Below are 19834 nucleotides of genomic sequence, written 5' to 3'. Positions count from 1 at the left end.
CCCCGGCCGTCAGCCTTCCGCCGGAAAGCCCCGCGACCGCAGCAGCAGGTCGTCCGTGACGGTCATGGTGAAAATGGGATCGGCATCGGGCGGCACTTCGGCCACCGCGTCGCTGAAGGCGGCGCGGGTTTCGGGATCGTCATAGACCATCTTCCGGTCGAAGGCCGCGCGCCATGTGGCCTCGTCCGGCCATTCGGCATAGCCGACGAAACGCCCGTCCCCGTCGCGATGCAAGCGCGAACCATAACTGCCATATTTTTCACGGATGAGGTCCGTGCCCCGGCGCCATGCCGCGCGGAACTGGTCTTCCTTGCCGGGGTGGACGCGCCACCAGTAAACCGCGACGAACATGGCTTTCTCTCCCTTGTTTCAAGGGAGAATGACCGGAAGCCGGAGATGTTTCCAGCCCCGCCCTATAATCAGAGAAGCGACTGGCCGGTTTTTTCCCAATCCGCCAGGAACCCGGCGATGCCCTTGTCGGTCAGGACATGGTTGAACAGCGCCTTGATGACGGCTGGCGGGGCGGTCATGACGTCCGCGCCGATCTTCGCGGCTTCCAGGACATGGATCGGGTGACGGACCGAGGCGACCAGAATTTCCGTTGTGAAGCCATAATTATCGTAGATCAGGCGGATGTCCTCGATCAGCTTCATGCCGTCAAAGCCATTGTCGTCGTGACGGCCGACGAAGGGCGAGATGAAAGTCGCGCCCGCCTTCGCCGCCAGCAGCGCCTGATTGGCCGAAAAGCACAGCGTCACATTGACCATGCAGCCATCGTCGCTGAGCGCCTTGCAGGTTTTCAGGCCATCGATGGTGAGCGGCACCTTGATGCAGACATTGTCCGCGATCTTCCGCAGGATGGCGGCTTCCTTCATCATCGTTTCATGGTCGAGCGCGACGACTTCGGCGGACACAGGGCCATCGACGATGCCGCAAATCTCTTCCACCACTTCAATGAACTTGCGGCCCGACTTGGCGATCAGCGAGGGGTTGGTGGTGACGCCGTCCAGCAGGCCGGTGGCGGCCAGTTCGCGGATTTCGGCGGTGTCGGCGGTGTCGACGAAGAATTTCATGGTATGAGGCTCCGGGCGAAGGGACGAATCGTTCCTGCCCTTTAGCGGCTGGTGGCCGGAATCGCCATCACATCGCCATCGCCTGAACCGCAAAGGCTTTGCATCGGGCCTAGCGCAACTTTATGGCAGCGGCACCTTTCCAAAGGACCGATCCATGCCGTTACCCCCGCGTCTGCATATCCTCTCGGGCGCGCTCACCCTGTCTCCCCTGCTGACGGCCATGCCCGCCTTTGCCGAAACGAACGAGAATCAGGCGTGGATAGGCGAATCGGTGGCGATCCAGGCCAGCGAGGCCGACACTGTGACGCTGGACATGAGCCAGCGTTTCCGCAGCGCGCGGTCGGACGATGAGCAAGGCCTTTTCCGGGTGGCGCTGGATCATCGCGTCGCGCAGGGCGTGCTGGTTGGAGGCGGCATCGCTTATGCGGAGGGGAAGGCGGAAGAGGAGATGCGCCTGTTCCAGCAGGTGACGTTCAGCCGGGGCATCTGGCAGGCCCGCACCCGGCTGGAGCAGCGTTTCTTCGACACGGCCGACCGCGCAAGCTGGCGATTGCGGCAACGGGTGCAGGCCAGCGTGCCGGTCGATGACGACAGGCGCTGGACGATCGTGGGGGCGGTGGAAGTCTTCTTCCACCTCAACCGGGCAAGGCCTTCGGACAAAAGCGGGCTGGCCACCATGCGTCACCAGATCGGCCTGCGCCATGCGGTGAGCAAGGCGATGGACGTGCAACTGCTCTATATGCGCCAGCAGAGCTTTCGCGATCACCGGCCCGATGCGGTGGCGCACGTCCCCTGGCTGACGCTCGCCTGGAAAATCTGACGCAGCGGCTTTGCCTCCACGGCCATGCGCGGTAGGGACATGCCATGAGTTCGCGCGCCCGTGTCCTGTTGCTGAACGCCGCTGTGGGGCCGCTCGATTATCGCGTGCCGCACGGGATGAACGCCAGGCCCGGCAGCATCGTCGTCGCGCCGCTCGGCCCGCGCCAGATCGTCGGCGTGGTGTGGGAGGAGGATGCTTTCCCCGATGTGGAGAGCGTGGGCGACAATCGCCTGCGGAACATCGTCGCGCTGGTCGATGCGCCGCCGGTGCCGGAGACGCTGCGGCGGCTGATCGAATGGACGGCGGATTATTATCTCGCGCCGCCCGCCGCCGTGCTGCGGATGACGCTGGCGTCGATGGCGGCGCTGGAGGGCGCGCGGACGGTCATCGAATATCGCGCCACCGGCACCCTGCCCGACCGCATGACCGAGCAGCGCACGCAGGCCATGGAACGGATCGGCGAGCGGCAGGGGCTGATCCGCGAGCTGGCGATGATCGGCGGGGTGAGCGACGCGGTGATTCGCGGCCTCATCAAGGCGGGCGCGTTCGAGGCGATGGAGGTGAGCGTCGACACCCCCTTCCCGCAGCCCGACCCCGATCATGCGCCGCCCGCTTTGTCGGACCAGCAGCGCGCCGCCGCCGACAGCTTCGTGGAGGCGGTTCATGCCCGCGACTTCGCGCCGTTCCTGCTGGACGGCGTGACGGGATCGGGCAAGACGGAGGTCTATTTCGAGGCCATCGCCGCCGCGATCCGCGAAGGGCGGCAGGTGCTGGTGCTGCTCCCCGAAATCGCGCTGACGGAGCCTTTTCTGGAGCGGTTCGAAAAGCGGTTCGGCACGGTGCCGGTCAACTGGCACAGCGGTCTGCGCCAGAGCGAGCGGCGGCGGGCCTGGCGCGCCATCGCGGCGGGCGAGGCGCGGGTGGTCGTGGGCGCGCGATCGGCCTTGTTCCTGCCCTACCCCAATCTGGGCCTGATCGTCGTCGATGAAGCGCATGAGGCGAGCTTCAAGCAGGAGGATGGCGTCCACTATCATGCCCGCGACGTGGCGGTGATGCGCGGGCTGATCGAGAAATTCCCCGTCGTGCTCGCTTCGGCCACGCCCGCCATAGAGACGCGGCATCAGGTGGAGCTGGGCCGTTATCGGGAAATCAAGCTGCCGGGGCGCTATGGCGGGGCGGAAATGCCGGACATTGCAGGCATCAACCTGCTGACCGACCCGCCCGAACGGGGGCGCTGGATCGCGCCGCCGCTGGTGATCGCTATCGATGAGAATATGGCGAAGGGCGACCAGAGCCTGCTGTTCCTCAACCGCCGGGGCTATGCGCCGCTGACGCTGTGCCGCCATTGCGGCTATCGCTTCCAATGCCCCAATTGCACCGCGTGGATGGTCGAGCACCGGCTGACCCGGCGGCTGGCCTGTCATCATTGCGGCCATGTGATCCCCTCGCCCCGCTTCTGCCCGGAGTGCAAGGAGGAGGACAGCCTTGTCGCCTGCGGCCCCGGCGTCGAGCGGATCGCGGACGAGGTGAAGGCGCTCTGGCCACAGGCGCGCACCGCCATCGTCACATCCGACACGCTCTGGTCCCCGGCGAAGGTGGCGGAGTTCGTGAAGTCGGTGGAGGCAGGCGCGGTCGACATCATCATCGGCACGCAGCTTGTGACCAAGGGCTATCACTTCCCCAATCTGACGCTGGTGGGCGTAATCGACGCCGATCTGGGGCTGGAAGGCGGCGACCTGCGCGCGTCGGAGCGGACCTTCCAGCAGATCGTGCAGGTGGCGGGGCGCGCGGGGCGCGGCGTGAAGCCGGGGCGTGTCTTTATCCAGACGCGAATGCCCGAAAGCGAGGTCATACAGGCGCTGATCGCGGGCGATGTCGAACGATTCTATGCGGTGGAGACGGAGAATCGCCGCCACGCCAATGCGCCGCCCTTCGGCCGCTTCGCCGCGATCATCGTGTCGAGCGAGGATGCCGACGAAGCCGCGCAGGTCGCCCGCCTGATCGGAAAATCCGCGCCGCTGGTCGAAGGGATGCGGGTTTATGGTCCCGCGCCCGCGCCGCTGTCGGTCCTGCGCGGACGGCACCGCCATCGCCTGCTGATCCATGCGACGCGGCAGGTGGATATACAGGCGGCCATCCGCGAATGGCTGGGCAACCTCACATGGAAATCGGGCACGCGGGTCGCGGTGGACGTCGATCCCTACAGCTTCATGTAAGCGGGATCGTGATCGAAAGGCCCTGCATCAGTTGGAATTGCGGGCGAGCGCCTTCCCCTTGCGGTCATTGGCAAGCAGGTAGACGCGCGCCGGGCTGCCCGCTTCCAGATCGCCCTTCCCCGTCTTATGGCGCAGCGGCGAAAAGGACCAGCAGCCTGCGAAACGCCCTCATGTTCAGTCATCCCCCAATGACATCGAATCACACGCGAAATGGTGACAAGCGGGGTGCTGGAAGGAAAGGAGGATCGCCCCTTAACGCTCCTTTTCCCGCTCCAACAAGGCCCGCTTCCGTTCGATCCCATAAGCGTAGCCGCCCATGCCGCCATCGCTCCGCAGCACGCGGTGGCAGGGAATGAGGACGGCCAGATTATTGTCGCCACAGGCCGTTCCCGCCGCGCGCACCGCGCCCGGCTTGCCGATGGCGGCCACGATTTCGCCATAGCTGCGGGTTTCGCCGGGCGGGATGGCGCACAGGGCTGCCCATATCGCCTGCTGGAACGCGGTTCCGCGCACATCGACGGGCAGATCCGCGCCCGCTGCCGGGTCATCCACCAGAGCCGAGACCTGCTTCGCCAATGCGTCGAGGCGCGCGTCGGCGGGCAATAGCTCCGCCTTGGGAAAATAGCGGCGAAGATCGGCTTCATCCTCATCAAAGCTGATGCGGCACAGCCCCTTTTCCGTTGCTGCAACCAGCGCGGGCCCGAGGCTGGTGGGGACGAGCGCATGACGAATCGCCACCCCTGCACCACCATTCTTCCAGGCGCTGGGCGTCATGCCCAGATGACGCTCCGCATCGGCATAGGCACGGCTCGGCGCATTATAGCCCGCTTCATAGATCGCTTCCGTCACGCTATTCTCCTCTCCCAGCGCCGCTTTCAGCCGCTCGGCGCGCAGGGCGCGGGCATAAGCGGCGGGCGTCATCCCCGTTTCCCGCTTGAACAGGCGGTGGAAATGATGCGGCGCATAGCCCGCATGCGCCGCGACCTCATCGAGCGACGGCGGCGTTTCGGCTCCGGCAATCAGGGCCTTGGCCGCTTCCACCGCCAGCCTGTCGCGCCCGACCTCATCGGGACGGCAACGCAGGCAGGCGCGAAATCCCGCCGCCCGCGCAGCCGCCGGATCGGGCAGGAAGATCATATTCTCCCGCTTCGGATGACGCGCAGCGCAGCTTGGCTTGCAATAAATGCCGGTGGTCAGGACCACGCCGACGAACTGGCCGTCCACCCCGCGGTCGCGGCGCAGGAAGGCGTCCCAGCAGGCGTCGGGATCGGGCATGGTCCGCTCGGAGGCATAGGGATGAGTCATCTGGTTCATGCATATGGGATAAGCCGAAGGGAATCGCCACGCTTCCCGCCGCTTGCTGTCAAAACGGATATTCATTTCCGCTTCGCCGGCGTTCCGCATATTTCCCGATTGCCTAATGGCGGCCTTAGCATATGTATGCGCGCCACTATGGTCGCTTTCCTTCGCCGCCTCTGCCTGATCCTTGCCCTCGCAATGCCCGCCATGGCGCGCGCCGAACAGCAGGACATCGCCGCCGCCGCACGCGGCGTGGTCCGCGTCGTGCTGGTCGCGACGGACGGAAGCGAGGCTTATTTCGTGGGCCATGGCAGCGGCCTTGCCGTCGCGCCGGACAAGGTGCTGACCAACGCCCATGTCGTCGAACTGACGCGCGAAGAAAAGAATCTCGTCATCGGCGTGATCCCGTCCGAAGGGCGCAAGACCTTTGGCGGGCGCGTCATCGCCTATTCGCCGGGCAACGACCTGGCTTTGATTCAACTGGAAGAAGGCAGCCTGCCCGTCAGCACCTTCTATGCGGGTGCGGTCAGCGATGGGCAGCATGTGACCGCCATCGGCTATCCCGGCACGGTGGACCGGGCGCAGGGGCTGGGCCTCAAGCAGATGGTGGAGCCGCTGGGCACGGTGAAAACGAGCGGCAATGTCTCCTCCGGCCGATCGACCCAAAGCTTCGACACGATCCTTCACACCGCTCCGCTCGCCGCCGGGAATAGCGGCGGGCCGCTGGTGGACGATTGCGGACGGGTACTGGGCGTCAACAGCTTCGGTTCGGTGTCGGACGGCAATGACGCCGAGTTCGGATTCGCGGTTTCCTGGCGGGAGGTCGCCTCCTTCCTGCGGCAGGCGGGCGTGTCGTCGCTGCACACGGTCGTCCCGTGCCGCTCCATGGCCGAAGCCGACGCGGCCGAAGCGGCCATCACCCAGCGTGAGGCGCAGGCGACCGAGCAAAGCGAACGGGCGCAGGCCGACACCCATGAAGCGGCGATGGCAAAGGCCCGCGACGACGCGGAACGCGACGTGATCTCCGCCCGCGAAAACGCCATGGCGGGCGCGGCGGTGCTGCTGGCGGTCGCGGTGCTGTGCCTTGGCGCGGGCGGCCTGTTCTACTCGCAGAAGCGGGAAAAGCGCGCGACATGGTGGCTTGCCGGCGGGGGCGTCGCCCTGTTCGCCGCGCTGGGGCTGTTCTTTCTCAAGCCCAGCTTCTCCAGCATCGACGAACGGATCGTCCTGCCCCAGGATCAAGGGACGGTCAGCAACCGGGCATTCGCATGGGCGGGCGACAATATCTGCCGCATCGACCTCAGCCGCAGCCGCCTGACGGTGTCGCAGGCCAATGACATTCCCTTCCACTGGGCCGAAGGCGGCTGCGTCGACCGGCAGACGCAATATGTCTCCACCGGCACGAAATGGCAGCGCGCCCATGTGCCCGAAGACCGCAATTTCGTGAGCGTCAGCGAATTCGACCCGGCGACCGGCCTGCTCAGGGTCCAGCGCTGGCTGCCTGATGGCGACACGATGGACAAGGCCCGCGCGCTCCTGAAAGACAAGCCGATCAAGGGGTGCAGCAGCGATTCCGACCTGCTCGCCCGCATTTCGGCGCTGCGATCCGATCTGTCCGCCCTTCTGCCCGCCCAGCCCAATGAACGGCTGGTCTATCGGTGCCAGAAGGGCCGGCTGGCCCCCGCCGACCCCCAAAACTGACCATTTGGCCGGTCGAGGGAGGCCCCGCCATGGGGCCATGTCTGACCCCATGCGAATGAATCGCGCTCCATGGCTTGCATAGTCATAATCGCGCTGCTAACCGGCCCCGCAACAGGGGAACGGGCGTGACTGCTCCCCTTTCTTTGCATGACCGGCATATTGAGTGGAGGACGGTAAGCGCGTGGAGACTACCGGCGGTATTCAGGCTAGCCTAAGCGGCCGCTATGCGGTGGCGCTGTTCGATCTGGCCCGCGACGGCAAGACGCTCGACACCGTTGCCGAGAGCCTTGCCGCTCTCAAGGCCGCGATCGCGCAGTCGGCTGATTTCAAGGGGCTTATCAACAGCCCTGTGCTGAGTCGCGATGCGGCGGGCAAGACGATGACCGCCGTGGCCGCGTCGATCGGGACGGACCCCCTGACCACCAAATTCCTGGGCGTGCTGGCGCAGAACCGCCGCCTGTCGCAGCTTCCCGCGGTCATCCGCGCCTATGAAACGCTGCTGTCGAATCACAAGGGCGAGGTTCGCGCCGAAGTGACGAGCGCCCATGCGCTCACCAAGACCCAGATCACCGCCCTGAGCAAGAGCCTCAAGGCGCGTGTCGGCCGCGATGTCGCGGTCGACGCGAAAGTCGATCCCGCGATTCTCGGCGGGCTGGTCGTCAAGATCGGCAGCCAGATGATCGACAGCTCCATCCGCACCCGTTTGAATAGTCTCGCCATGGCGATGAAAGGCTGAACATGGATATCAACGCCGCAGAAATTTCGAAGGTCATCAAGGACCAGATCGCCAATTTCGGCACCGAAGCGCAGGTGAGCGAAGTCGGCTCCGTGCTGACCGTGGGTGACGGCATCGCCCGCGTCCATGGTCTCGACAACGTTCAGGCGGGCGAAATGGTCGAGTTCGCCAATGGCGTGCAGGGCATGGCGCTGAACCTGGAAGCCGACAATGTCGGCGTCGTGATCTTCGGCTCTGACGCCGAGATCAAGGAAGGCGACACCGTCAAGCGCACCGGCACCATCGTCGACGTTCCGGTGGGCAAGGGCCTGCTGGGCCGCGTCGTGGACGGCCTGGGCAACCCGATCGACGGCAAGGGCCCGATCGAATATACCGAGCGCAAGCGCGTGGAAGTCAAGGCGCCGGGCATCATCCCCCGCAAGTCGGTGCATGAACCCGTGCAGACCGGCCTCAAGGCCATCGACGCCCTCGTCCCCGTGGGCCGCGGCCAGCGCGAACTCATCATCGGCGACCGCCAGACCGGCAAGACCGCCGTCGCGATCGACACCTTCATCAACCAGAAGGGCGTCAATGCGGGCGACGATGAGTCGAAGAAGCTCTACTGCATCTACGTCGCCGTCGGCCAGAAGCGTTCGACCGTCGCGCAGATCGTGAAGCAGCTTGAGGAAAATGGCGCGATGGAATATTCCATCGTCGTCGCCGCGACCGCTTCGGAACCCGCTCCGCTCCAGTATCTGGCGCCCTATACCGGCGTCACCATGGGTGAGTTCTTCCGCGACAACGGCATGCACGCCGTCATCGTCTATGACGATCTTTCCAAGCAGGCCGTCGCCTATCGCCAGATGTCGCTGCTGCTGCGCCGTCCTCCGGGCCGCGAAGCCTATCCGGGCGACGTTTTCTATCTGCACAGCCGCCTGCTGGAACGCGCTGCGAAGATGAACGACGCCAACGGCGCAGGCTCGCTGACCGCGCTGCCGATCATCGAAACGCAGGCAGGCGACGTGTCCGCCTACATCCCGACCAACGTGATCTCGATCACCGACGGCCAGATCTTCCTGGAAACCAACCTCTTCTACCAGGGCATCCGCCCGGCCATCAACGTGGGCCTGTCGGTGTCGCGCGTCGGTTCCGCCGCGCAGACCAAGGCGATGAAGAAGGTCAGCGGCTCGATCAAGCTGGAGCTGGCGCAGTATCGCGAAATGGCGGCCTTCGCCCAGTTCGGTTCGGACCTCGACGCGTCGACGCAGAAGCTGCTGAACCGCGGCGCGCGCCTGACGGAACTGCTCAAGCAGGCCCAGTTCTCGCCCCTCCCCTTCGAGGAGCAGACCGCGTCCATCTTCGCGGGCACCAACGGCTATCTGGATAGCGTGCCGGTCAAGGACGTGACCCGTTACGAAGAACTGATGTTGGCCTATCTGCGTCACGATCACCCCGAAATCCTCGCGGAAATCCGCGACAGCAAGGATCTGGGCGATGGCGCAAAGGCAAAGCTCGTCGCCGCGCTCGACGCGTTCGGCAAGACGTTCGCGTAAGATTGTAACCGTCATCCCGGTCCCCATGCCGGGATGACGAACCAGAAGGTTCGTCATGGCCAGCCTCAAGGAACTGAAGCTCCGCATCGGGTCGGTGAAGTCGACCCAGAAGATCACCAAGGCGAAGCAGATGGTCGCCGCCGCGAAGCTGCGTAAGGCGCAGGCCGCGGCCGAAGCCGCGCGCCCCTACAGCCAGCGTCTCGAAGCCGTTGTCGCCTCCCTCGCGTCCAAGATCGCGGGCGGATCGGGCGAAGGCGCCTCTCCGCTGCTCGCGGGCACCGGCAAGGATGAAGTGCATCTGCTGGTCGTCGCCAACTCCGACCGCGGGCTTGCCGGCGCGTTCAACGCGAACATCGTCAAGGCGGCGCGCGCGCGGGCCGACGAACTCATCCAGCAGGGCAAGACGGTTCGCTTCTACCTGATCGGCCGCAAGGGCCGTCCGGTCATCAACCGCACTTTCCCCGGCATGATCGTCGCCCAGTTCGACACCACCGGCGCGAAGGAACCGGGCTATAGCCAGGCCGAACAGATCGCCCACGAACTGACCGACATGTATCTGAACGGCAAGTTCGACGTCGCGCATCTCTTCTTCTCGCGCTTCAAGTCGGCCCTCGCCCAGATCCCGACCGAGCAGCAGATCATCCCGGTCAAGATCCCCGAGGACGCCGACCGCAACGCCATCGCCGCGACGGTGGAATATGAACCGAGCGAGGAAGCGATCCTCGACGACCTGCTGCCGCGCAACATCACGGTGCAGCTTTTCAAGGCGCTGCTGGAAAACAACGCGTCCGAACAGGGCGCGTCGATGACCGCCATGGACAATGCGACCCGCAACGCCGGCGACCTCATCAACAAGCTGACGATCCAGTACAACCGCAGCCGCCAGGCCGCGATCACCACCGAACTCGTCGAAATCATCTCGGGCGCGGAAGCCCTTTAAGACAACCGCACGCAAGGAAGCAGTCATGGCAACCACCAACAATGTAGGCCGCATCTCGCAGGTCATCGGCGCTGTCGTCGACGTGACCTTCCCCGATGCGCTGCCCTCAATTCTCTCGGCGCTGGAAACCAGCAATAACGGTCAGCGGCTGGTGCTGGAAGTCGCCCAGCACCTGGGTGAAAACACCGTCCGCACCATCGCGATGGATTCGACCGAGGGCCTGACCCGCGGTCAGGAAGTGACCGACACCGGCGCGCAGATCAGCGTTCCCGTCGGCCCCGCGACGCTCGGCCGCATCCTGAACGTCGTCGGCGAGCCGATCGACGAGCGCGGTCCGGTGCAAACCACCCTCACCGCCCCGATCCACGCCAAGGCTCCCGAGTTCGTCGACCAGTCGACCGACGCCAGCATCCTCGTCACCGGCATCAAGGTCATCGACCTTCTCGCCCCTTATGCGAAGGGCGGCAAGATCGGCCTGTTCGGCGGCGCGGGCGTGGGCAAGACCGTGCTCATCCAGGAACTGATCAACAACATCGCGAAGGGCCATGGCGGCACTTCCGTGTTCGCGGGCGTGGGTGAGCGGACCCGCGAGGGCAACGATCTCTATCACGAATTCCTCGACGCGGGCGTCATCGCCAAGGATGCCGAGGGCAATGCGATCTCCGAAGGGTCCAAGGTGGCGCTGGTCTACGGCCAGATGAACGAACCGCCGGGCGCCCGCGCGCGCGTCGCCCTTTCCGGCCTCACCATCGCGGAATATTTCCGTGATCAGGAAGGGCAGGACGTGCTGTTCTTCGTCGACAACATCTTCCGCTTCACGCAGGCGGGCGCGGAAGTGTCGGCGCTGCTGGGCCGTATTCCCTCGGCCGTGGGCTATCAGCCGACGCTGGCGACCGACATGGGCCAGCTTCAGGAACGCATCACCTCCACCAACAAGGGGTCGATCACCTCGGTGCAGGCCGTCTACGTTCCCGCGGACGATTTGACCGACCCGGCGCCCGCGACCTCGTTCGCGCACCTTGATGCGACGACCGTTCTCAACCGCGCCATCTCCGAACTCGGCATCTATCCGGCGGTCGATCCGCTCGATTCGACCAGCCGCGTTCTGGAACCGCGCGTCGTGGGTCAGGAACATTACGACACCGCCCGCGCCGTTCAGGAAATCCTGCAGAAATACAAGTCGCTGCAGGACATCATCGCCATTCTGGGCATGGACGAGCTGTCGGAAGAGGATAAGGTGACGGTCGCCCGCGCGCGCAAGATCCAGCGCTTCCTGTCGCAGCCCTTCCACGTCGCCGAAGTCTTCACCGGCATTTCGGGCAAGTTCGTCCAGATCGAAGACACGGTGAAGTCGTTCAAGGCCGTGGTCGAAGGCGAATATGACCATCTGCCCGAAGCAGCCTTCTACATGGTCGGCGGCATCGACGAAGTGGTCGAAAAGGCCAAGAAGCTGGCTGCTGAAGCCGCGTAAGTCGCAAGCTCAAAGCCCCTCCCCCGGCGGGAGGGGCCAAGGAAAAGAAGATGGCACTGCATTTCGAACTCGTGACCCCGGAAAAGCTCGTCCGTTCGGAGGAGGTCTGGCAGGTCGTGGTGCCCGGCACCGATGGCGACTTCGGCGTGCTGGAAGGCCATGCGCCCTTCATGTCGACCGTCCGCGACGGCGCGATCCAGATTTTCAGCGCGGCGGGCGCCGCGCCGGAAGTCATTCCCGTGCAGGGCGGCTTTGCGGAGGTCAATGAAAAGGGCCTGACCGTTCTCGCTGAACACGCGGGCTGAAATCACCGCTTTCCAGTCCCATCGCAGGATGGGTATGGATAGGAGAATAAACCCCGCGCCCTTATGGTGCGGGGTTTTTCTTTTGGGTGCTGGCTGATTTGGGGGCCTTCGTATCGCGAGACGACCGGTTACGGCCAGAGGCGAACTTCTTCCTCCGTTCGCCCTGAATAGGGGCTGAGTCGTTCGACAGGGCTGACGACAGGCTTGTCGAAGGGGCGTATCGAAGGACAGTGGCGGGCGAGAAACCCTTCGATACGGGCCTTCGGCTCCGCTCTGCCCCTATTCAGGGCGAACGGAGATAGGAATGGCGGACAGGCCACTCCCCCTAACCGCCAGCGCCGCCGCTGTTTGCCCGCCGCGCCCTCGGCCGCATTAGCCATTTGTCAAAGTTTCCGCCCTATTCACCTTTCCCAGCCATATCCGGTTGGCCTTGCCCTGCATGGTCAGCCTGAACACGCAATTTGCGGCGGAGAGTCATGAGCGCATTTGGACGGAAAAATGGACCTGCCGGCATCAAGCCGGGTTTCGGCGTCGCGCGACCCATGCATGCCCCGGTGCGCGAAGAGACGCAGGGAGGGGAACAGTTCCCGCCGCTCGAAACGATCGCCCTGCCGGGGGAAGCGCCCCTCGACCCCCTGTCCGCGCCCACCAGCCAGATGCAGCGCAACGCCGATGCGATGCAGCGCCTGGCCGATCGCGCGAACCTGGAACATACGGCGGATACCGGGCCGCAGGGCTTCGAGGCATCGGTCCACAAGATCAAGGAACAGGTGCTCCCCCGCCTGCTGGAGCGCGTCGATCCCGAAGCCGCCGCGACCCTTACCAAGGATGAGCTGGCCGAGGAATTCCGGCCGATCATCATGGAAGTGCTGGCGGAACTGAAACTCACCCTCAACCGGCGCGAACAATTCGCGCTGGAAAAGGTGCTGGTGGACGAACTGCTGGGCCTTGGTCCGCTGGAGGAATTGCTGGCCGACCCGGACGTCACCGACATCATGGTGAACGGCCCCGACCAGACCTATATCGAAAAGAAGGGCAAGCTCCAGATCGCGCCGATCAAGTTCCGCGACGAGGAGCATTTGTTCCAGATCGCCCAGCGCATCGTGAACAAGGTGGGCCGCCGCGTCGACCAGACCACGCCGCTGGCCGACGCGCGCCTGCCCGACGGCTCCCGCGTCAACGTGATCGTGCCCCCGCTCTCGCTGCGCGGCACGGCCATCTCCATCCGTAAATTCTCCGCCAAGCCGATCACCATCGACATGCTGTCCCAGTGGGGCGCGATGAGCCAGAAGATGGCGACCGCGCTCAAGATCGCGGGCGCCTGTCGGTTCAATATCGTGATTTCGGGCGGCACGGGTTCGGGCAAGACCACCATGCTCAACGCCCTGTCGAAGATGATCGATCCGGGCGAGCGCGTGCTGACCATCGAGGACGCGGCCGAACTGCGCCTGCAGCAGCCGCACTGGCTGCCGCTGGAAACCCGCCCGCCGAACCTAGAGGGTCAGGGCGCGATCAGCATCGGCGACCTCGTCAAGAACGCCCTGCGTATGCGCCCCGACCGCATCATCCTGGGCGAAATCCGCGGCGCGGAATGTTTCGACCTGCTCGCCGCGATGAACACGGGCCATGACGGCTCCATGTGCACGCTCCACTCCAACAGCCCGCGCGAGTGTCTGGGCCGTATGGAGAATATGATCCTGATGGGCGACATCAAGATTCCGAAGGAAGCGATTTCCAAGCAGATCGCCGATTCGGTCGACCTGATCGTGCAGGTGAAGCGCCTGCGCGACGGCTCCCGCCGCGTCACCAACATCACCGAGGTGATCGGGATGGAGGGCGATGTCATCGTCACGCAGGAACTGTTCAAGTTCGAATATCATGATGAGGACGACAGCGGGAAGATCGTGGGCGAATATCGCTCCATGGGCCTGCGCCCCTATACGCTGGACAAGGCGCGACAGTTCGGTTTCGACCAGCCTTTCCTGGAAGCCTGCCTCTAGGACGCAGATCGCTTTTTCGCGAACGGCTTGAACTTTTGTGACGAAACATGGCTGACGGGCGTCGTTCGCCATGCCCCCTTGCGCGGAGGGGAAGAGGCCGTCATCTTCAGGGCCCGTCCCAAAAAGAAGAGGGTGTCCGATGAACCGCCTCGCCTGCGTCGGCCTTTTGCTGACAACCGCCCTGCCCATCGCACCGCTCGCCGCGCAACATGCGGGCCATGGCGATCATGCCGCGCACAAGGCGGCCGACCCGATCAGCGCCGCTGTCGCCGATCCCAATCGCACCCCCGCCAATGTCGCGCGCGACCGCTACCGCCATCCGGCCGAAACGCTCGCCTTCTTTGGGATCACGCCCCAGCAGACGGTGGTGGAATATTCGCCGGGCGGCGGATGGTATAGCGAGATACTCGCTCCGCTGCTGCACGATCAGGGCACCTTCTACGCGCTGCAGCCCAGCGGACGTTATCTCGATGGCTACAAGGCGTTTCTGGCCGCCAAGCCGAATGTCTACGATCGGGTGAAGCTGGTCGCCTATCCCGATCAGGCCGCGCAGATTCCCGCCGGGACGGTCGATACGGTCCTGACCTTCCGCAATGTGCACAATATGGTAGCCAGCGGTTCGCAGGCGGCGACATTCAAAACCCTGTTCGTCATGCTGAAACCCGGCGGCACGTTGGGCATCGTCGACCATCGCCTGCCGGAAGATCGCGACAGCGCGCTGGAAAAGACCAGCGGCTATCTCAAGGTTTCGACCGTCCGCCAGATCGCGGAGGCGGCCGGTTTCGAATATGTCGGCGCGTCGGAAATCAACGCCAATCCCAAGGATACGGCCGATTGGGAAAAGGGTGTCTGGACCCTGCCGCCGGTGCTGAGCCAGGGAGATGCCGACCGGGACACATATCTGGCGATCGGCGAAAGCGACCGCATGACGCTCAAATTTCGCAAGCCGGCGACATAGAATAATAATCGGAGTCGCAAGCGTGATTGGGCCAGCCGCCTTCGCATCGCCCGACGGAAACATGGTCGCGGACGCGCAGGATATGACTATCCCAAAAGCTCGGCATCCAGACTGATGTCCGTGTCCAACAGCTTGGAGACGGGGCAATTCGCCTTCGCCTTGGCGGCCAGTTCCTGAAAGGCGACGGTATCGACGCCCGGTATCTTCGCCTTGAGGGTCAACTTGCTGGCGGTGATGACAAAGCCACCCTCCTGCTGCTCCAGCGTCACGACGGCGGCGGTTTCCATCTTTTCGGCGGTAAGCCCCGCTTCACCCAGGATCAGCGATAGCGCCATGGTGAAGCACGCGGCATGGGCTGCGCCGATCAACTCCTCCGGGTTGGAACCGGGCACGCCTTCGAACCGGGCGGCAAAACCGTAGGGATAGGCATTGAGTGCACCGCTTTGGGTGGAAATCGCACCCTTGCCGTCCTTCAGGCCGCCGCTCCAGACGGCCGATCCGCTGCGATTGATCTTCATGACTTTACTCCTGCTCTGTCGCGAGTGGAACTCGATCTCGCCCTCATGGTTGCATTATAGAGACGCCGATTTTCGGCACCTTGTCTTACAGGAGAATGGCAATGACCGACATAGGAGTGGAAGCCGGCCGCGACCTGATCGCATCCGACCGCGTCGAAGGCACCGCCGTATTCAATCTGGCGGGAGAGAAACTGGGCCACATATCCAATTTCATGGTGGAAAAGCGGGGTGGGCAGGTGCGTTACGCAACGCTGTCCTTCGGCGGTTTTCTGGGGATCGGCAACGATCATTATCCGCTGCCCTGGTCGATGCTGGACTATGATGTGGACAAGGGCGGCTATGTGGTCGACCTCAGCAAGGAAGTGCTGGAAAAAGCACCCAGCCACAATGCCGAGAACCGCCCGGATTATGACGAAAATTATGGGCGCAGCGTCTACCAATATTATGGGCTGGTCTATCCCTGGTAGGCGCCGGAGGGGAGGATGGTTGCCGCCAGCTTTTCCTGCCCTCCCCTCCAGATAGGTTAGCCGACGTCAGGCACATCCTGCCGCTTTTCTATTGTCTACTAAATAAATAGAATTATATTGAGGGCCTGATCTAGGCGTGAGGATGAGGCTGCTCACCATGGAATATTTCGGATATGCCCGTGACACCCGCCAGCCCGTCGTGCTGACGATTCCGGGCCTTAACAATAGCGGTCCAGGCCATTGGCAGACATTGTGGGAAGCACGGCGTGGCGACTGCCAGCGAGTCGATCTGGGTAGCTGGGCCAGCCCGAATCGCAATGCATGGGTCACCCGACTCGATACGGCCATCCGCGAAGCGGAAGCGCCGGTGGTGCTGGCGGCGCACAGTCTGGGTTGCCTGGCGGTGGCATGGTGGGGCGCGCTTCAAAGCCAGGCTTATGGCTGGCCGGTGACGGGCGCGCTGCTGGTGGCGCCACCCGATTGCGACCGGATGGAAACACCCGAAACCATCGGCGGGTTCGGCCCGACGCCTTGCGCGCCCCTGCCCTTTCCGTCGATAGTCGTGGCGAGCCGGGACGACCCCTATATCTTCTTCGAACGCGCCCACAGCATCGCCAAGAATTGGGGCAGCAAGTTCATGGATGCGGGCCATAGCGGCCATATCAACGCCGAATCGCGGCTGGGCGACTGGGCCTTTGGCCAGAGCCTGCTGGAAAACCTGATCGATCAGGCACACGATCAGGCCAGCGCCATGCGGCAAATTCGCCCTGCCATCCATCCCGTGCATCAGGACGCCCATCGCATCAGCGCATCGCGTTGACCCGAGCGTTGCAAGACAAACTTGCATGCTCCCTATATTTGCTTTTTTGTCTATCATTATAGTTGAGATATAGCGAGCCCAACACTTATGAATGAAAAGACCATGACAGATATCCGCCACGACCGCGCCGCGGCAACGCGTCCCGACATCACGCTCAGCATCGACAAGGTGCGCGGCGTTCTGGAAGCGCTGCGCTTCGGCTCCATCACGCTGACCGTGCATGACGCGCGCGTGGTGCAGATCGACGTGACGGAAAAAACGCGCCTCCACGCCTGACAGGGAACGGGGGCCATATGATTTGCGCTGCCGAAAAGGGCGGCGAGCGGCTTTGGGGGGTAAGCCGCACCAATGAGAATACCCCAAGCATCGGTTTTGACCGGACCACCGGAAAGGCCGCGATCAACATTCACCGGACATCCGGAAGGGGAAAAATATGATTGCGCGTTTCCTGTTGCTCGCCAGCGTGGCGGGCACATCCATCATCACACCCATGGCCTTTGCACAGGAAGCTCCGCCCGCCGCGGACAGCACCGAACAAGCCAGCAGCCGTGGCGAGGTGATCATCGTCACCGCCCGCCGCCGTCAGGAAACGGCGCAGGAAGTGCCGCTGGCGATCTCCGTGATCCGTGGCGACAGCATCGAAGCCACCGGCAACTTCAACGTCGTGAAACTCCAGCAGCTCGCGCCGACGCTGCAAGTCTACACCACCAATCCGCGCAACACATCGGTCAACATCCGCGGCCTTGGCGTGCCGTTCGGCCTGACCAGCGATGGCTTTGAGCAGGGTGTCGGCATCTATGTCGACGACGTCTATAATTCGCGTGTCGCCGCCGCGACCTTCGATTTCCTCGATGTCTCTCAGGTCGAAGTGCTGCGCGGCCCGCAAGGCACGCTCTATGGCAAGAACACTACCGCCGGCGCAATCAATATCACGACCAACCAGCCGACCTTCGATTTCGAGGGCCGCGCCGAACTGACCGTCGGTAATCTCAACTACAAGCAGGCCAAGGCCGCCATCTCCGGCCCCCTGTCGGACACCATCGCCGCGCGCATCGCCGTGGCCTCGACCAGTCGGCGCGGCACGCTTTACAACACGACCACCGACCGCTGGGTCAACGAACAGGACAATCTGGGCATTCGCGGCCAGTTGCTGTTCAAGCCCAACGAGGATCTCAGCATCACGCTGTCGGGCGACTATAGCAAGCAGAACCCGGAATGCTGCGGCACCGTCTATGTCCGCGTCGGCAAGACCCAGCGCGCGCCCAACCGGCAATATGACGAACTCGTCAACGCGATCAACGCCGCCAGTCCCGGCCGCAACTATGCCGTGCCCAGCACCAATCCCTATGACCGCCTGACCGACACCGACGCCAGCCTGAATGCGGGCAACAAGATCGGCGGCGCGTCGCTCCGGGTGAAGTGGGATGTCGGCGCCGGCACCTTCACCTCCGTCACCGCCTGGCGCTTCTGGGACTGGAAGCCGGAGAATGATCGCGATTTCACCGGCCTGTCGATCGTATCCAAGTCGCAAAACCCTTCGCAGCAGGACCAGTACAGCCAGGAATTCCGCTATAATTATGAAAGCCAGAAGATCGACTTCGTGGTCGGACTGTTCGGCTTCAAGCAGCGGATCGACACGCAGGGCACCGAGCAGCAAGGCTCCGACGCCAGCCGGTGGAGCCTGTCCGGCGCACTGGCGAGCGATCCCAGCGTCCTCGAAGGCCTGACCGCCACCAACACGCAATATCTCAAGAGCACCAGCGCGGCGCTGTTCGGTCAGCTCAGCTGGAAGGTGACGGACGCCCTGACGATCCAGCCGGGCGCGCGCCTCAACTATGACAAGAAGTCCGGCTATTATCAGCGCGTCGTCACCGACGGCGCTGGCCAGACCCTCAATTGCACCCCGGCGCCGGGCACGGCCCTGCCCGCCGTGCTCGCCGCGCAATGCGGCGTTTACCAGCCGCAGGTCAGCGCGCCGTCCGACAGCGCCTGGAACTTCACCTACGACTTCAACGTCAATTACAAGATCGCCCGCGACATCCTGGCCTATGCGACCTATGCCAAGAGCTTCAAGACGCTGGGCATCAACCAGAACGGCCTGCCGCTCAACGCCGACAATACGGTGAATTACGACGCGGGCACGGTGAAGCCGGAATCGGTCAACCATTTCGAAGTGGGCCTCAAGACCCAGTTCTGGGATCGCCGGGCCACCTTCAACCTTTCCGCCTTCCGCACCGACATCAAGAATTTCCAGGCGACGGTGAACGGCGGTCAGTTCGGCACCGTGCGCGGATATCTGGCCAATGCGGAAAAGGTCCGGTCGCAGGGTATCGAGGCGGACTTCAAGGTCGTCGCCAGCGAACGCTTCACCGCTTACGCCAACGGCGCCTATACCGACGCCAAGTACAAGAAGTTCACCAACGCCCCCTGCCCGCCCGAACTGTCCGGCGGCACGTTGCAGCCCGCCGACGCCACGCCCGATTATTCGCAGCCCGGCGTCCCTGGCGCGCTCAGCCCGCGGCAGTGCGACATTTCCGGTCAGGGCCTGCCCGGCGTGTCGAAATGGGCCTTCTCCTACGGCGCGGAGGTCAACGCCCCGGTTACGCTGCTGGCGAAGGAAGGCCAGGTCTATCTGGGTGTCGACGGCAATTACCGCTCGCGCTGGAATTCGAACGCCTCGCCGTCAATCTATACGGAGGTGAAGGGCTATGCGCTGACCAACTTCCGCGCCGGTTTCCGCGGCGAGGGTTTCGACATCTTCGGTTGGGTGCGGAATGCCTTCGATGTGAACTATATCGAAAATCTTCAGGTCGCGCCCGGCAACACCGGCCTGATCGCCGGTCAGCCCGGCGACCCCCGGACGTGGGGCGGAACGATCAAATTCTCGTTCTGATACGATCCGGGCCAGTCGGGGCGGCACATAATGCCGATCCGGCTGGCCCGGCATTTGCGCCGGGGAAGCGGCTGGGGTAGAGCAC

General features: G+C 63.9%; 18 protein-coding genes. 14 read left to right on the top strand and 4 right to left on the bottom strand.

Features of this window, described 5'->3' with window-relative positions:
* Nucleotides 1-9 precede the first annotated feature (9 nt).
* The gene (locus ATN00_RS08325; protein ID WP_062063857.1) at nt 10-351 is read right to left on the bottom strand and encodes an antibiotic biosynthesis monooxygenase family protein; all 342 of its coding nucleotides are present in this window, start codon (nt 349-351) and stop codon (nt 10-12) included.
* 68 nt (nt 352-419) lie between these two features.
* Entirely contained in the window at nt 420-1073 is a 654-nt protein-coding gene (gene fsa, locus ATN00_RS08320; protein ID WP_062063856.1) for a fructose-6-phosphate aldolase, read from the bottom strand.
* Nucleotides 1074-1227: 154 nt separating this feature from the next.
* Here fsa and ATN00_RS08315 point away from each other — a divergent pair, with 154 nt between their 5' ends.
* Nucleotides 1228-1893: a DUF2490 domain-containing protein gene (locus tag ATN00_RS08315; protein WP_062063854.1), complete on the top strand. Its 666-nt coding sequence runs from the start codon at nt 1228-1230 to the stop codon at nt 1891-1893.
* 44 nt (nt 1894-1937) lie between these two features.
* Entirely contained in the window at nt 1938-4109 is a 2172-nt protein-coding gene (locus tag ATN00_RS08310; protein ID WP_062063852.1) for a primosomal protein N', read from the top strand.
* Between the two features lie 252 nt (nt 4110-4361).
* Here ATN00_RS08310 and ada read toward each other — a convergent pair whose 3' ends face one another.
* Nucleotides 4362-5423, bottom strand: a complete 1062-nt coding sequence (ada, locus tag ATN00_RS08305) for a bifunctional DNA-binding transcriptional regulator/O6-methylguanine-DNA methyltransferase Ada (protein WP_062068559.1) — start codon at nt 5421-5423, stop codon at nt 4362-4364.
* 138 nt (nt 5424-5561) lie between these two features.
* Here ada and ATN00_RS08300 point away from each other — a divergent pair, with 138 nt between their 5' ends.
* From ATN00_RS08300 to ATN00_RS08265, 8 genes are all read left to right on the top strand, one after another.
* Nucleotides 5562-7109, top strand: a complete 1548-nt coding sequence (locus ATN00_RS08300; protein ID WP_062063850.1) for a S1C family serine protease — start codon at nt 5562-5564, stop codon at nt 7107-7109.
* Nucleotides 7110-7290: 181 nt separating this feature from the next.
* Nucleotides 7291-7845 carry a F0F1 ATP synthase subunit delta gene (locus ATN00_RS08295; protein ID WP_062068557.1) on the top strand — a complete coding sequence of 185 codons (555 nt, stop codon included), beginning with the start codon at nt 7291-7293 and terminating at the stop codon, nt 7843-7845.
* Between the two features lie 2 nt (nt 7846-7847).
* Nucleotides 7848-9377 (top strand): F0F1 ATP synthase subunit alpha, encoded by a 1530-nt coding sequence (gene atpA / locus ATN00_RS08290; RefSeq protein ID WP_062063848.1) that lies wholly within the window; start codon nt 7848-7850, stop codon nt 9375-9377.
* Between the two features lie 55 nt (nt 9378-9432).
* A complete protein-coding gene (locus tag ATN00_RS08285; protein WP_062063846.1) occupies nt 9433-10317 on the top strand; it encodes a F0F1 ATP synthase subunit gamma in 885 nt (294 codons plus the stop codon).
* A 25-nt stretch (nt 10318-10342) separates the two neighbouring features.
* Entirely contained in the window at nt 10343-11788 is a 1446-nt protein-coding gene (gene atpD / locus ATN00_RS08280; RefSeq protein WP_062063844.1) for a F0F1 ATP synthase subunit beta, read from the top strand.
* 50 nt (nt 11789-11838) lie between these two features.
* Nucleotides 11839-12093 (top strand): ATP synthase F1 subunit epsilon, encoded by a 255-nt coding sequence (locus ATN00_RS08275; RefSeq protein ID WP_062063842.1) that lies wholly within the window; start codon nt 11839-11841, stop codon nt 12091-12093.
* 476 nt (nt 12094-12569) lie between these two features.
* Nucleotides 12570-14093 (top strand): TadA family conjugal transfer-associated ATPase, encoded by a 1524-nt coding sequence (locus ATN00_RS08270; protein ID WP_062063840.1) that lies wholly within the window; start codon nt 12570-12572, stop codon nt 14091-14093.
* 139 nt (nt 14094-14232) lie between these two features.
* Nucleotides 14233-15051 carry a class I SAM-dependent methyltransferase gene (locus tag ATN00_RS08265; RefSeq protein WP_062063839.1) on the top strand — a complete coding sequence of 273 codons (819 nt, stop codon included), beginning with the start codon at nt 14233-14235 and terminating at the stop codon, nt 15049-15051.
* An 86-nt stretch (nt 15052-15137) separates the two neighbouring features.
* On the opposite strand, the gene ATN00_RS08260 is transcribed toward ATN00_RS08265, so the two are convergent.
* Nucleotides 15138-15569, bottom strand: a complete 432-nt coding sequence (locus tag ATN00_RS08260; RefSeq protein WP_062063837.1) for an OsmC family protein — start codon at nt 15567-15569, stop codon at nt 15138-15140.
* A gap of 101 nt (nt 15570-15670) precedes the next feature.
* Here ATN00_RS08260 and ATN00_RS08255 point away from each other — a divergent pair, with 101 nt between their 5' ends.
* The 4 genes from ATN00_RS08255 (at nt 15671) to ATN00_RS08240 (ending at nt 19749) form a co-directional block, all read left to right on the top strand.
* Nucleotides 15671-16036, top strand: coding sequence for a PRC-barrel domain-containing protein (locus ATN00_RS08255; protein WP_062063835.1), 366 nt, complete (start codon nt 15671-15673; stop codon nt 16034-16036).
* Nucleotides 16037-16193: 157 nt separating this feature from the next.
* On the top strand, nt 16194-16856 hold the full coding sequence (locus tag ATN00_RS08250; RefSeq protein WP_062068555.1) for an RBBP9/YdeN family alpha/beta hydrolase: 663 nt from the start codon (nt 16194-16196) through the stop codon (nt 16854-16856).
* Between the two features lie 102 nt (nt 16857-16958).
* On the top strand, nt 16959-17132 hold the full coding sequence (locus tag ATN00_RS08245) for a YezD family protein (protein ID WP_231746425.1): 174 nt from the start codon (nt 16959-16961) through the stop codon (nt 17130-17132).
* 157 nt (nt 17133-17289) lie between these two features.
* The gene (locus ATN00_RS08240; RefSeq protein WP_062063832.1) at nt 17290-19749 is read left to right on the top strand and encodes a TonB-dependent receptor; all 2460 of its coding nucleotides are present in this window, start codon (nt 17290-17292) and stop codon (nt 19747-19749) included.
* The last annotated feature ends 85 nt before the right edge of the window (nt 19750-19834 follow it).

Source organism: Sphingobium baderi (assembly GCF_001456115.1).
GTDB classification, from domain to species: domain Bacteria; phylum Pseudomonadota; class Alphaproteobacteria; order Sphingomonadales; family Sphingomonadaceae; genus Sphingobium; species Sphingobium baderi_A.
This window is presented reverse-complemented; position numbering and strand designations above follow the sequence as displayed.

Coding starts and splice junctions, on each gene's coding strand:
- ATN00_RS08315 (WP_062063854.1), top strand. CDS start 1,228: ATGCCGTTACCCCCGCGTCTGCATATCCTCTCGGGCGCGCTCACCCTG.
- ATN00_RS08260 (WP_062063837.1), bottom strand. CDS start 15,569: ATGAAGATCAATCGCAGCGGATCGGCCGTCTGGAGCGGCGGCCTGAAG.
- ATN00_RS08270 (WP_062063840.1), top strand. CDS start 12,570: ATGAGCGCATTTGGACGGAAAAATGGACCTGCCGGCATCAAGCCGGGT.
- ATN00_RS08325 (WP_062063857.1), bottom strand. CDS start 351: ATGTTCGTCGCGGTTTACTGGTGGCGCGTCCACCCCGGCAAGGAAGAC.
- ada (WP_062068559.1), bottom strand. CDS start 5,423: ATGAACCAGATGACTCATCCCTATGCCTCCGAGCGGACCATGCCCGAT.
- ATN00_RS08265 (WP_062063839.1), top strand. CDS start 14,233: ATGAACCGCCTCGCCTGCGTCGGCCTTTTGCTGACAACCGCCCTGCCC.
- ATN00_RS08310 (WP_062063852.1), top strand. CDS start 1,938: ATGAGTTCGCGCGCCCGTGTCCTGTTGCTGAACGCCGCTGTGGGGCCG.
- ATN00_RS08250 (WP_062068555.1), top strand. CDS start 16,194: ATGGAATATTTCGGATATGCCCGTGACACCCGCCAGCCCGTCGTGCTG.
- ATN00_RS08240 (WP_062063832.1), top strand. CDS start 17,290: ATGATTGCGCGTTTCCTGTTGCTCGCCAGCGTGGCGGGCACATCCATC.
- ATN00_RS08300 (WP_062063850.1), top strand. CDS start 5,562: ATGGTCGCTTTCCTTCGCCGCCTCTGCCTGATCCTTGCCCTCGCAATG.
- ATN00_RS08245 (WP_231746425.1), top strand. CDS start 16,959: ATGACAGATATCCGCCACGACCGCGCCGCGGCAACGCGTCCCGACATC.
- atpA (WP_062063848.1), top strand. CDS start 7,848: ATGGATATCAACGCCGCAGAAATTTCGAAGGTCATCAAGGACCAGATC.
- atpD (WP_062063844.1), top strand. CDS start 10,343: ATGGCAACCACCAACAATGTAGGCCGCATCTCGCAGGTCATCGGCGCT.
- fsa (WP_062063856.1), bottom strand. CDS start 1,073: ATGAAATTCTTCGTCGACACCGCCGACACCGCCGAAATCCGCGAACTG.
- ATN00_RS08275 (WP_062063842.1), top strand. CDS start 11,839: ATGGCACTGCATTTCGAACTCGTGACCCCGGAAAAGCTCGTCCGTTCG.
- ATN00_RS08255 (WP_062063835.1), top strand. CDS start 15,671: ATGACCGACATAGGAGTGGAAGCCGGCCGCGACCTGATCGCATCCGAC.
- ATN00_RS08285 (WP_062063846.1), top strand. CDS start 9,433: ATGGCCAGCCTCAAGGAACTGAAGCTCCGCATCGGGTCGGTGAAGTCG.